Raw genomic sequence first — 13,058 nt, 5'->3', positions numbered from 1 at the left:
TTTTCCCGTTAAAGAAAGTATCCAGAACGAGCGATTAGCGCTCCTGCTGTGACTTGAGCTGGGAAACGAGAGAATGGGCAAGTCCTACAGCTTGCCAGAGTAGTATATCGTTTTCTTCTAGGCGGATAGTCGCCTTAATACTAGTATTACTTACCTCCTGATTCTCTAACTTTTCGAGAATTGGTGACAGCAGTACACGAGCGTAGCTACCATAAGCGACCCCAGCGACGGAGGCGGGGGGGCAGGGAGCTGGGAGCTGGGGGGAAAGTTCTTCTTCCTCCCCTGCTTCCCCTGCTTCCCCGGTCACTGAGCGTCTTGTACTGAGCGAAGTCGAAGTAAGCCGAAGTGCTGCTTCCCCTGCTCTCTTCAGCAGCCCCATTGCCCTCAACTTAGCAACGGTGTAGCTATTAGTACCACCTGCTAACTGCACATATCCCGGTAACTTAGCTGTCAAAACTTTTTGTCCTAATTTCACCGCTGCTGAGGTAGTGCCATCTCCGATGTCACCACTCATTGGGCGACCATCGGTTTGCCAAATTAAAGCACTACGCAAGGGAGTAACTAAGTTATAAATTGCCTGGAGGTAGTCAATTATGCCCTCGTCATCAGGGCAACTGATGGCTAATACTTTCAATTGACCGACCCACGGTGAAACTGTTTGCCACAGTCGCTGAAATTCTGCCCAATGTCCTACTTTTGTATGAATTTCTACGGCATCTACTGCTGTTGACATTACCAATGGCGCGATCGCATCCGGTGTTGACATGTATGATTTTGTATTAATTATATCGTTTGGGCAAACAGGTAGACAACGACCGCAGCCGTAGCATTTTTGGTGTTCAACTCCCGAAAAGTTGTCTTTTATACGGTTAAATACAATTGCTTGTGCCGGACAAATTTGTTCACAGGGTCTAGGGCAGTCTGTGGGACACTCAGTAGAATTAAACTCTGCTTTGCGAAAATGGGGGTCTTCTCCATCGTTCAAGCTGACCATTAAAAAGGGAGGGTTTTCTTGGCAGTGAAAGCCTCGCTTTTGGGCATCCTTAAATAGATACTTGGCCACTTCTAACGCTTCTTGGGCTGCTGCCATGACGGCTGGATCAGCTGCGACATCTATACAGTCAGCGCCCGCCAAAGTATAGGCTAATGTTAAACTTCTGACTGTAGGTAAATGTTGGTAGCTGGCTCCGCAGATCAGCTTGAACCAGTGACCTTCTTTTAGGGATTGTAAAGGAAAAAACAGATCAGTCACATTTCTATTATGCTTTGATGTGATTGAAAATAGTATTCTTGACTAGATAAAAAATCCTAATTTTATTATCTTTAGTTTCGAGTAGTCAATTTTCTACTGAAGAAATCGACTATGAAGACGATATTTGCGAAAGTTTCCGTCATTGTTATAAAGTCATATATTTTTGTTTCTTGATGAAGAAGTATAAATGCTGAGTTTTATCTAGCATAATCAACAGCTTACTACGCAGCTGGTTTAATAGGAATGGCGATCGCAAACTCTGCACCTTGTCCTGGAGATGAGGAGTAGGTAATCTCCCCTTGATGTTTCTGTACTACAATTTGGTGACTAATCGACAATCCTAGTCCACTACCTTGTCCTACTGGTTTTGTGGTAAAGAAAGGATCAAACAGACAAGATTTTAAGGATTCATCTATACCAACACCATTATCTGCGATCGCTATCTTCACAGTCTGCAAATCTATTACCTTTGTGCTAATCCGAATCTGCGGTTTCGTCAAAAGTCCATAATCCGTAGTTAATAATTGACGATTTTTGATTACAGATTCTTCTAAAGAATCAATTGCATTATTCAATAAATGCATAAATACTTGGTTCAATTCACTTGCATAACAAGTAACTAAGGGCAAATTAGCATATTCTTTGATGACGGCAATGGCTGGACGATTTGCTGTTTTCTTTAGTCGATGCTGTAGCATTACCAAAGTACTTTCAATTCCTTCATGAATATTCACTGCTTTCATTTGAGCTTCATCGTGTCTAGAGAAATTTTGCAGTGCTAATACGATTTCTCGAATCCGATCTGCTCCTCTATACATCGCGCCTACTAGTTCTTGTAAATCATTAATGACAAAATTCAAATCTATATCATTAACTATTGTTTGAATCTTTAGATTTGGTTGTGGATACTCTTGTCGATAAGTTTCAATAATATTAATTATATCTTGTACATATTGACTGGCATATTGCAGATTACCATAGATAAAACTAATTGGATTATTAACTTCATGAGCAATACCTGCGACTAACTGCCCTAATGCCACCATTTTTTCATTTTGAATTTGTTTAACTTGGGACATTTTTAAGTTATCAAGAGCTTCTTGTAACAGAAAGTTTTTTTCTTGAAGTTTAATTTGCAGTGAACGTAAATTAATTTGAGTTTCAATACGTGAAACAACTTCTGCTACATGAAAAGGTTTAGTAATATAATCTACACCACCAACATCAAAGGCTTTTACTTTATCTAAAACGTCATCTAAAGCGCTAATAAAAATCACTGGTACATCACAAGTTTGAGCATCAGCTTTTAGTTGTTGACAAACTTGATAGCCATCCATCCCTGGCATGTTAATATCTAATAAAATTAAGTCTGGTAAAACTATTTGGCAAGCAGTTAAAGCTATTTTTCCGTTTAAGGCTTTACGAACTTCAAAACCTTGGGCAGTCAACATTGCTGATAGTAATCGCAAATTATCTGGCGTATCGTCAACTACTAATATATTTCCTTTGGAATGTTGAGTTAGGTTTAAATGCATTTGAATCTGAGTTTATTATAGTTATTAAGAATATTGAATGTTAATGAAAAGTATTGTATAATTATCATCAAAGAATTTGTTTACCAACGAGGGTTTGAGGCAAGCAAATCAACAACTAATTCTTGTTCTAGAGGTTTAGAAAACAGATAACCTTGAGCAAATTCACAATTTAAGCTTTTCAATTCTTCTAACTGTTCTTTGGTTTCAACTCCTTCGGCGATCACAGACATACTCATTGATTTAGCAATACTAATCATAGCAGGTACTAGTCCCATATCTTCTTGATTATCCTGCATACGTTTGACGAATGATTTATCAATTTTGAGTGCATGTAATGAGAATCTGTGCAGATAACTTAAAGATGAGTATCCTGTACCAAAATCATCTATAACTAACTTAATTTCTCGTTCCTTCATTTGTTGAAGCATTCTTTTTACTGCTTCGGTGTTTTCCATGATTACACTTTCTGTAATCTCCAATTGTAAACTAGCAGATTTTATATTAGTTTCATAAATAATTTGATCAACTTGTGATATTAAATTAGGATGTGATAACAACCGCGCAGTTAAATTAATACTAATTGTCAGGTTTTTTGGTATTGTTGGGTGATTTTGCCAAGTTCGTAGTTGCTGACAAGCCGACTGTAATACCCAAATATTAATATCATTAATTAAACCTGTTTCTTCTGCTATAGGAATAAAATCTATGGGATCAATAAGACCACGAACCGGATGTTGCCAGCGTACAAGTGCTTCAAATCCAGCAATCATACCTGTAGTCAGAGAAATAATTGGCTGATAGTAAATGAGAAATTCTTGACGTTCGATAGCTCTACGCAAGTCATTTTCCATCTCTAAAAGCTGGATTGCTTCTTGATACATTGCTGGGTCAAAGATATGATATCTAGCTCTGCCTAAAGCTTTAGCACGATACATTGCTGTATCAGCATCACGTAGTAAATACTCTGATTGCTCATAGTTTTTATCACCCCAGTTAATGCCGATACTGGCACTTATAAATACTTCATATCTAGACAATTTAAAAGTGAATGATAGTTGTTGCAAAATATTCTTAGCAACTTGGATTGCAGAATTTATATCTGTCAGATTTTCTAAGAGAATGCCAAATTCATCACCACCTAATCTTACCAAAGTATCAAATGGTGCTAAACACACTTGCAGACGGCGGGCTATGGCTATGAGTAATTCGTCTCCCACAAGATGTCCTAGAGAATCATTGACAACTTTAAAGCGATCGCAATCTAAAAATAATACAGCAAATTGATAACTGGGTTCTTGCTTGGCAAAATTTAGAGCTTTTTCTAGTCGCCTCATAAACAAAACTCGGTTTGGTAAACCAGTTAAAGAATCATGCAGCGCTAAATGAAACAATTCGCTTTGCAGTTGTTGGCGATAAGTCATTTCTGCTTGAAGATTTTGTAGAGCTTTTTCTAACTCATACGTCCGCTTTTTTACCCTTTGTTCTAGTTCAGCATTGAGACTTAATACTTCTAATTGCGCCGCCCTCAATGCCATTTGATTCTGCACACGCACCAGAACTTCTTCAAACTCAAAGGGTTTGGTAATATAATCTACACCTCCGACTCTGAAAGCTTTTACCTTGTCGAAAACATCATCTAAAGCACTGATAAAAATCACCGGAATATCCGCAGTCAAACTCCAAGCTTTTAAACGCTGACAAGCTTCATAACCGTCCACCTCAGGCATCATAATGTCAAGTAAAATGAGATCCGGTAACACTGTTTGACAAGCAGTTAATGCCATTTGCCAGTTTAAAGCTTTGCGAACGTTATATCCTGACTTGGTAAGCAGCGAAGACAACACTCTTAGATTGTCTGCTATGTCGTCAATAATCAAAATATCTTTTTTATCAGGGTTTAACCGCTGGTAATTCATTCTGCGTTGTTTCTAGTCAATTCCATGATTTTCTTCGGCCGAGAGTTGTTCACTAAATCTCTGAAAAATCAGAAAATTCTACTTTTGTTCAGCAGAATATAGAGAAACTTTCTTTGCTACAACTTGCTACTGATAAAGTATATTGTCTAATTAAGTAATATCGGCAACAAATGCCACAAAATACTTTGTTAGATAGATAATATATGTGTTTCTAGCAGTTGACGTTTAACTGATATATTTTACATTTAGATGTTAGTTGACGTTTTTATTCAAATTCAATATATAAACTGTTCATCAAAAATGCTTCACACTTATAGCTGTTACTAAATATTTTAGGACATAAGCTGATCATAAAACCTTGATACCAAGAGACTTTCAAGCCTATTCCCTGTTCCCTGTTATATATAGCAATCCAATTTGATTAACGGGACTTAGGCAAAAAAAGAGAATAAAAAAGGCTATAATGCAGAATTAGCATAGGTTTTACGTCAAACTAACCCCCATGAAAGAGACAACTCCCACAGCTATGCCCCCATGCTTTGAAAAATGGTGTCAAAGGTTTGACGATGTATTTGGTCATAAAGCGCAAAAAAGGGAGTTTAGACATTATTTAGGGGGGTTGTTAGGAGAAAGCGAACGGAAAAACTTGTTCCAGCTCGCAGAAAATGCCGTAGGAGTAAATTACCACCGATTACACCACTTTTTGACAGATTCCCCTTGGTCGGCCACAAAGGTGAATGAACGACGCTTAGAGGTAATGAACAAGTGTAGTCAGACTAAAATCAGTAGGGGATTTAGCTTGATAATTGATGATTCAGGGCATAGGAAAAGTGGTAACTTTACCGAAGGTGTGGGAAGACAATATATCGGAGAAATTGGCAAGACAGATAATGGAATAGTGGTGGTAACAACTCATTTATATGATGGGAGAAAAAGCCTACCATTAGATATAGAGTTATATCAACACGCTGATTCATTACCCGAAGGAAAACAAGACCCTCTATTTGAGAAAAAAACAGAGATAGCAATTAAGTTAATAGACCAAACAAGAGAGCGAGGATATCAACCAGGAATAGTGATTGTAGATGCCGGATATGGTAACAATACATCATTCCTATTAGAACTAGAAAATCGCAAATTAAAGTATTTAGGAGGAATAGCCAAAAATCGGAAAGTCACAATTAGTGAGCAAGAGAATAATCAACGAACAATTAGGATAGATGAGTTAGCAAAGTCTATACCCCAAGAGGCTTTTAGCGAAACTCAACTCAATTTAGATAAACCTAGAAAAGTATGGGTAGCAACTTTTGAAGTAGAGATATCACGTCTGGAAGGTAAACGAAGTATAGCTATCGTCATGAATGCTGCTACTTTTTCTGATGCCACAGATATCGACTACTTTATTACCAATGTTTCTACATCTGTTGTAACTTCAGAATGGATAGTAAACACCTATTCTCAACGCAATTGGGTAGAGGTCTTTTATAGAGAAGCCAAGGGTTTTTTAGGATTGAAAGAATATCAAGTCCGAGATAAAACCAGTCTCATGCGACATTTTATCTTGGTATTTTGTGCCTATACTTTTGTCCTTTGGCATCAGTTGACTGGTGGTTTTAGACGTAGGTGGGCAACTAAACCGTTGAACACTTTTACTGAGGCTTTAGAAGCCTTTAGAACTGCTATTTCTTTCCGATTTATTGAGTGGTTGACTGTTAATCGTGACGTATTTGCCGCTCATAAAGCCAGTTTCGGCTTTATTTGGGCTTGATTTTTCCTTAAGTCCCGTTAATGAACATATTTGCGTAGAGAGGGAACTTTAAACGGGGAACACTTCGGCTGCGCGGTAGTTGAATCTCGACTTCGCGGCAGTTGAGCGTAGTCGAAACTCGATTGCCGCGCAGCGCTGCACTGAGCCTGTCGAAGTGTCGAAACTCAGTGCATCGCAGGAAAAAAGGGATTTAGGGGTGTACTGAGTTTTTTCTCCAAATCAAATATGAGTTTTGTATATTACGTAAATCTGAAATTATTACTTTGACTACGAAAAAGTTAATGCTCGGCCTCGTACTTCTGTATTTAATTGACCTTTGTCATAAACAATCTGACCACCAACAATGGTTGTTACAGCCCATCCTGTGAGGTTCCAGCCTTCAAAAGGACTCCAGCGACACTTGGTTAACAGTTCTTCGCGCCGGACTGGGCGGAATGTGTTCAAATCTACCAGTACTAAATCAGCATCGTAACCAGGAGCGATCGCACCCTTATTGGCAATGCCGTATGCTTTAGCTACAGATGTTGACATCCAATTAGCAACTTGGGCAACCGTACACCGCCCTTGAGTAGCAGCAGTTAACATCAAAGCCAGAGAAGTTTCTACCCCAGGCATTCCAGAAGGACTATTAGGATATTCTTGAGCTTTTTCTGCCAAGGTGTGAGGCGCATGATCTGTGGCGATGAAATCAATTACACCATCTTGCAAAGCTTGCCAGAGAACTTGATTATCGTGAGGCGATCGCAACGGTGGATTCATTTGTGCCAATGTACCAATTTTTTCATAAGCACTGGTATTTAACAACAAATGTTGTGGCGTTACCTCCGCTGTTACCCAACTCGGTTTATCTTGACGCAGCAGTTCTGCTTCTTCGGCCGTTGACATGTGTAGGATATGCAGACGGCGCTGATATTTTTGAGAAAGTTGTAATGCCAATTTTGTTGCTAAAAGTGCAGCTTGATTATCTTGAATCTGAGAGTGAACTGCGGGGTCGTGAATCCCGGCAAATTCTTGGCGGCGTTGGTTAATTCTGCTTTGGTCTTCGGCATGAACAGCAATTAAGCGATTGCCTTGAGCAAATATTGCTTCTAAGGCTGCATCTTGATCAACTAGCAGCTGACCATGCATCGACCCCATAAAAATCTTAATTCCCGGTGTTGGTTTGGCTAAAAGTAAATCTGGCAGATTTTCTGTCGTTGCCCCAATAAAAAAGCCATAATTAACCAAACACTTGTTAGAGGCACGTTGCAGTTTGTCGTCTAAAGCTTGTTGGGTAGTTGTCAGAGGACGAGTGTTGGGCATTTCCAAAAAGGAGGTAACTCCACCTTTGGCACAAGCACAACTGGCTGTAAATAAGTCTTCTTTGTGTTCTAAGCCAGGTTCGCGGAAATGCACTTGGGGATCTATAACTCCTGGCAACAAAGTTAACCCTTGTGCGTCAATTACTGTAGTTGGTGTTGTCGTAGAAATTTCTGATGCAACTTCGATGATCTGGCGATCGTGCGTTAGCACATCTCCTAACATCAATTCCCCATTAGGTAGAATAATGTGAGCGTGGCGAATCAGTAAACTTTCTAGAGATGGCATGGAGTTAATAATATTTCAAATAAGAAACGATGTGTTACAGAAAACTATGCTTTTAGGTTAAACTTAGTTGCACTCTTGGTAATAATTTTTTGCATAATGGTAAAAAAAATTTACTTTTAACTTATAAGTCGGGTTACCAAAAAACCGACATATCTGCCGCTAAGATCAAGATATAAAGTCTCTTTAGGTGAGTGAATATCCACGCTTTTCCTTACTTCAGTAATTTAATGCAAAACCAAGTGTCTGATAACAACTCTAGTCAACAACCCGATAATTCCTGGATCGCAGAGCTAGGTAGAACAGTTGTATTAAGTATCGTTCTAGCCCTAGGCATTCGTACTTTTGTTGCTGAAGCTCGCTGGATTCCTTCTGGTTCTATGGAGCCAACACTGCACGGAACCCCAAATCAGTGGGAAGCAGACAAAATTATTGTTGATAAGTTGAAGTATAAGTTTTCAGAACCGCAAAGGGGAGATATTGTAGTTTTTTCACCTACAGAAGAGCTACAAAAAGAGCAATACCAAGATGCCTTTATCAAACGTATAATTGCGTTACCTGGAGAGATAGTAGAACTCAGGAATGGTAAGGTATATATCAACAAAAAACCCCTTCAAGAAGGTAAATACCTGAGTTCACAGCAAATCACAGCAATTGATGTTTGCACATCAGGACAGCAGCCACCTTATTTAGCAAAGCCAGAAACCATACCACCTAATTCGTACTTAGTGCTAGGTGATAACCGTAACAGCAGCTATGATAGCCGCTGCTGGGGTGTTGTTCCTCGTGAGAACATTATAGGTCGCGCTATAGTACGTTTTTGGCCTCTCAATCATGTTGGAGAAATAGATCAGTCGCCACTTTACCCTAGTGCGAGATGATCTATTTCGGTATGAATTAAGTAATTACATAAGTAGAAATTTTAGATTTGACAATAAATAGCAGTTCTGTCATCAGTGTCAAAAGCTGGAGATGGGACTGCTATTTTATTTCGGTTTTTTTTGAACTTTGATTTCTGACTAGCGTTACTACTATTTATAAGTATAAATATTTATACTGATGAAATACACTACTCTAGCCCCTAGCCTCTAGTTCCTAGCTCCTTTTCCTGACTGGAATGTATTACATACAAGCGAAAAGCACTATAAGAATAGCTTGTAGTTTAAAAAAAAATAATTAATTTATCTCATGAATTTAGGATTTATACATTTTTGTATGCAGATCCGCAAGCTCTTATGGGAATACTAAGCATGACCATAAGTTAAACGATAAATACGGAAATCGGTAACTGTTTAACTTTTTTAGGCTAGCTTTTGGTGCTTAACTATCCGGATTTTTCCTCTAAAAACTGTAGAGAATTAATAGGGTTAAGTAAACGGGCAACTTTCTATGAAAATTCAGTTTTATACATATAAAAACTTTATATGCACTTAATTATTAGGCTCTTAAAACGGGTTTTTTACACTTTTGACTACCTTCTGGTAACAAAAGTGATGTTGCCAGAAAGCTGATGTTTATTGGTTAAAACGGTTTAATAATCGACAAACAAGCATCTGCTCAAATAAAGTCGAGGACTGATTTACCGATACATCAAAACAATGAGTTAATCAGCACAACCATGATACAAGTAGATGAAAAAAAATTACCAATAATTACTAGGTAACTGAAATTCATTTATGAGCCTTAACAGTCAAGATGATCCACCAGAGGACAAGTTTATGTCAATCCTCAGTTAAATTATATTTTTTTTGAGTGCAGGTGTTCTAAAAATTTGGCGGTTTGCTGGATTAAGAGATATAACCTGCAAGAGTATTGTTCTGTTGAGACGCTTTGAGTCAATGTCTTCACCCATCATAGCTAACCTCAGGCAGAAAACTAGTAGATGCCAATCGTGACCGAATAACAGTATTTCATTGATTTCTGAATCTGAATAATAAGGACAACAATGTTAGTGAATTTTGTGGATGAGCGTGGTAGCGGTAGATAGAACGAGTGTGGAATCCTCCCTCGACTATCGGTGAAAATTTTGTAGTGCTGTAATCAAGTTAGGATCTCTTGGGTATGACACTGATAGTATTAGTCAGTTAATGATGCGGTGTGGGGCGATTTGTCTATTCAGCCTCATAAATTCAATAACCCATTGCATCCAAATTCAGTCATTCATAATCATCAGATGCTAATTTAAATATCAGACAGTATTTTTTCCCAACTTCAGAAAAAATACTCAAATGGTAGTAATAAATTCACTGATGACACAATTAAAAGGTATAATTTCAGCTTGACGATCGCCCTCATCTCCATAAGTCAAATGCACGTTGAGATAAACATGAGGCTTACAGGGCATTCGTTCAGCCCACTCAATCGCTACAATACCTGGCATTACCTCAAGACCTTCCCAGTAAGTTTCTAGGTTTAAGGCTAAAACCTCTTGTGGTTCTAAGCGATATAAATCCAAATGGTAAAGCGGTAAGCGTCCTTCGGTATACTCATTAATCAGAGTAAAAGTAGGGCTAACAATTGGTTCGCTGATAGCTAAACCTTGTCCAATACCTTGTACTAATGTAGTTTTGCCAGCGCCTAAATCACCCTCTAGCAAGATGACACTACCGACACTAAGATTTTGACCAAGAGTCATTCCTAAACGTAGCGTCGCTTGTGCATCTGCAAGAAATATTTTCATTTCCCATCGCGAGTTTTGTGATGAGTTCTACTGTACCAACGTAACAAAACTTGTGCTAGTTTTTGGGGATTGTGACGTACAAAACCTGTTTCGTCTTCATATAAGATATTCGCTGGCACAATCCGTCGCCCTAATAAAGAGACAGCTTCTCTATCTAAGAAGACAGGATGGGAGTTTTGTTGGGCGTAGCGGATGAGTGATTGCTCAGAGGGAGATTTTTTATGTACTAATACAGCATCAAAAAGCTGTCTATGCCCGCAAGCAGTATCTATTGCTCTGATGTGGTCAGCAACTGTGTATCCTTGAGTTTCTCCCGGTTGGGTCATGATATTGCAGACATAGATACGTGGGGCTTGTGTCGCAGCGATCGCATCGGCAATTTCTGGTACAAGTAAATTAGGAATTAAGCTCGTATAAAGACTACCTGGGCCAATAATAATGTAATCGGCTTCTTTAATTGCCTTAATAGCTGCTGGTACTGCTGGAGGATTAGCAGGAATGCAGCCAATTTTGACAACTTTTCCCCCCGCTTTGGGAATACTTGACTCGCCCTCAATCCGGCGACCATCAGCTAATTCTGCCCAAAGACGAACATCACTCAAAGTTGCTGGCAAAACTTGCCCGCGCACGGCTAGCACTTTAGAACTGGCTGCAACTGCCCGTTCTAAGTCGCCAGTAATATCACTCATTGCCGTTAAAAACAAGTTACCAAAACTGTGACCTGTCAATCCATCCCCAGCCCGAAAGCGATATTGAAATAATTCTGTTAATAACTTTTCTTCATCTGCTAAAGCTGCCAAACAATTACGAATATCCCCTGGTGGTAAAACTCCAAATTCTTGGCGTAACCTTCCAGAAGACCCACCATCATCAGCTACAGTTACAATTGCAGTAATATTAGCACTGTATGTTTTGAGTCCTCTCAGTAAGGTAGAAAGTCCTGTACCTCCACCAATCACGACGATTTTTGGCCCTCTATATAATCGCCGATAAGCCAGCAGGACATCAATTAGTTCTTCTTCACCTTCTGGTCTTAATACCTTAGTAATTGAACTGACGGTGCGAGTTTGCCCCCACAGCAGCAACAGCAAGCCGCCAAGCAGCACTAAAGGCCCACTGATATAGTTGGGTAAGAGGTCAGTAATCACTCCTAAAAAACCCTTAACCAACTCAATCATCCAAAAAATCGGGGTGAGCTTAATCCAAATAGCTAACCCCAAACTAGCTAGCAGTACACCTCCAACACTAATCAACAACCAACGTTTGACAGAGAGTCCAGGGGATAACCATTTGAACCACTGGTTGACCCGATAGGAAGTTCGACTACGTGACCGTTTTTGCAAAGTGTTGAGGGCTTGTCTAAGAAAACCGATTGACATACCTAATTGGGAGCAGGGGGGAACAAACTAATGATTAACAGAAAATGTACACTACCTGGTTTTAACACCAAGTGGCACATTATTAAATTTTTCTGTGTGATTAGATTAAAAGTGAGTCGTTAAAGTTGCCAGTGTTCCCCATAAAACAGTACCCTGACTTGATAAAAGTGAGTTTAATGGAAAAACGAATTTTAGGACTAGATCCAGGACTGGCAATTTTAGGATTTGGAGCAATTAACTGTACACAGGCTGCTACTAAAGGACAAAACACAGCAGTCAATATGCTAGATTTTGGCGTAATTCGGACATCGGCAGATGCAGAAATGGGACAACGCCTATGTACAATATTTGACGATTTACACACCCTGATTCAAGAATTACAACCAGATTTGGTTGCGATCGAGAAATTGTTTTTCTATCGTATGTCAAGTACAATCCTCGTGGCACAAGCAAGAGGTGTAGTTATGTTGACTTTAGCGCAACATAATTTACCATATATAGAATTTACTCCTGCTCAAATCAAACAAGCTTTAACAGGCTACGGTAATGCAGATAAATCAGAAGTTCAAGATGCGGTGGCGCGGGAGTTAAATTTAGCAGAAATTCCCCAGCCAGATGATGCTGCTGATGCTTTGGCGGTGGCTTTAACAGCGTGGTTCCAGGTGTAAAACTGTAAAATGAGAATAATTATATTGAACTGAAAAGCAAATAGTTACGAATTATATAGTTATTGGGACGATCGCCTGAACCAATAAACTGTAATTTGGGATGAGCGATCGCTTTTTGCTGTCTGAATTTTTTAGTATTAAAGAGTAGTGTATTAACTTGCTACTTTTTTTATTTTTGAAAAAATTCAGTACACCTCAAAGATTCTTGTTCCCTGTTTCCTGTTCCCCGCCCACGCAAGTAATTTCACCAAATCAAATCGGATTCCTATATCATTC

Annotated in this window: 9 protein-coding genes; 3 read left to right on the top strand and 6 right to left on the bottom strand. The window is 39.0% G+C overall.

Features of this window, described 5'->3' with window-relative positions; translation table 11 throughout:
• Positions 1–34 precede the first annotated feature (34 nt).
• From ldpA to QI031_RS19020, 3 genes are all read right to left on the bottom strand, one after another.
• Positions 35–1,252: a circadian clock protein LdpA gene (gene ldpA / locus QI031_RS19030; protein WP_281481222.1), complete on the bottom strand. Its 1,218-nt coding sequence runs from the start codon at positions 1,250–1,252 to the stop codon at positions 35–37.
• A gap of 221 nt (positions 1,253–1,473) precedes the next feature.
• Positions 1,474–2,787: a hybrid sensor histidine kinase/response regulator gene (locus QI031_RS19025; RefSeq protein ID WP_281481221.1), complete on the bottom strand. Its 1,314-nt coding sequence runs from the start codon at positions 2,785–2,787 to the stop codon at positions 1,474–1,476.
• An 80-nt stretch (positions 2,788–2,867) separates the two neighbouring features.
• Positions 2,868–4,703, bottom strand: coding sequence for a two-component system response regulator (locus QI031_RS19020; RefSeq protein ID WP_281481220.1), 1,836 nt, complete (start codon positions 4,701–4,703; stop codon positions 2,868–2,870).
• 502 nt (positions 4,704–5,205) lie between these two features.
• On the opposite strand from QI031_RS19020, the gene QI031_RS19015 reads away from it, so the two are divergent.
• Positions 5,206–6,471 carry an IS701 family transposase gene (locus QI031_RS19015; RefSeq protein WP_281480781.1) on the top strand — a complete coding sequence of 422 codons (1,266 nt, stop codon included), beginning with the start codon at positions 5,206–5,208 and terminating at the stop codon, positions 6,469–6,471.
• A gap of 267 nt (positions 6,472–6,738) precedes the next feature.
• Here the strand turns inward: QI031_RS19015 and QI031_RS19010 are convergent, their stop codons facing one another.
• The gene (locus QI031_RS19010; RefSeq protein ID WP_281481219.1) at positions 6,739–8,058 is read right to left on the bottom strand and encodes a dihydroorotase; all 1,320 of its coding nucleotides are present in this window, start codon (positions 8,056–8,058) and stop codon (positions 6,739–6,741) included.
• Between the two features lie 227 nt (positions 8,059–8,285).
• Between QI031_RS19010 and lepB the strand changes: the two genes are divergently transcribed.
• Positions 8,286–8,936 (top strand): signal peptidase I, encoded by a 651-nt coding sequence (gene lepB / locus QI031_RS19005; protein WP_281481218.1) that lies wholly within the window; start codon positions 8,286–8,288, stop codon positions 8,934–8,936.
• A 1,343-nt stretch (positions 8,937–10,279) separates the two neighbouring features.
• Here lepB and tsaE read toward each other — a convergent pair.
• Both tsaE and QI031_RS18995 read right to left on the bottom strand, forming a co-directional pair.
• Positions 10,280–10,735, bottom strand: coding sequence for a tRNA (adenosine(37)-N6)-threonylcarbamoyltransferase complex ATPase subunit type 1 TsaE (gene tsaE, locus QI031_RS19000; RefSeq protein WP_281481217.1), 456 nt, complete (start codon positions 10,733–10,735; stop codon positions 10,280–10,282).
• Positions 10,732–12,114 carry a gluconeogenesis factor YvcK family protein gene (locus QI031_RS18995; RefSeq protein ID WP_281481216.1) on the bottom strand — a complete coding sequence of 461 codons (1,383 nt, stop codon included), beginning with the start codon at positions 12,112–12,114 and terminating at the stop codon, positions 10,732–10,734. The genes tsaE and QI031_RS18995 overlap by 4 nt, the downstream gene beginning before the upstream one ends.
• A gap of 176 nt (positions 12,115–12,290) precedes the next feature.
• On the opposite strand from QI031_RS18995, the gene ruvC reads away from it, so the two are divergent.
• Positions 12,291–12,782: a crossover junction endodeoxyribonuclease RuvC gene (ruvC, locus tag QI031_RS18990; RefSeq protein ID WP_281481215.1), complete on the top strand. Its 492-nt coding sequence runs from the start codon at positions 12,291–12,293 to the stop codon at positions 12,780–12,782.
• The last annotated feature ends 276 nt before the right edge of the window (positions 12,783–13,058 follow it).

Origin of the sequence: Halotia branconii CENA392 (assembly GCF_029953635.1) — a bacterium.
Taxonomy (GTDB): domain Bacteria; phylum Cyanobacteriota; class Cyanobacteriia; order Cyanobacteriales; family Nostocaceae; genus Halotia; species Halotia branconii.
The sequence above is the reverse complement of the archived record's forward strand: the minus strand, read 5'-3'. Positions and strand labels throughout refer to the sequence as shown.

Coding starts and splice junctions, on each gene's coding strand:
- QI031_RS19025 (WP_281481221.1), bottom strand. CDS start 2,787: ATGCATTTAAACCTAACTCAACATTCCAAAGGAAATATATTAGTAGTT.
- QI031_RS19020 (WP_281481220.1), bottom strand. CDS start 4,703: ATGAATTACCAGCGGTTAAACCCTGATAAAAAAGATATTTTGATTATT.
- QI031_RS19015 (WP_281480781.1), top strand. CDS start 5,206: ATGAAAGAGACAACTCCCACAGCTATGCCCCCATGCTTTGAAAAATGG.
- QI031_RS19010 (WP_281481219.1), bottom strand. CDS start 8,058: ATGCCATCTCTAGAAAGTTTACTGATTCGCCACGCTCACATTATTCTA.
- lepB (WP_281481218.1), top strand. CDS start 8,286: ATGCAAAACCAAGTGTCTGATAACAACTCTAGTCAACAACCCGATAAT.
- tsaE (WP_281481217.1), bottom strand. CDS start 10,735: ATGAAAATATTTCTTGCAGATGCACAAGCGACGCTACGTTTAGGAATG.
- QI031_RS18995 (WP_281481216.1), bottom strand. CDS start 12,114: ATGTCAATCGGTTTTCTTAGACAAGCCCTCAACACTTTGCAAAAACGG.
- ruvC (WP_281481215.1), top strand. CDS start 12,291: ATGGAAAAACGAATTTTAGGACTAGATCCAGGACTGGCAATTTTAGGA.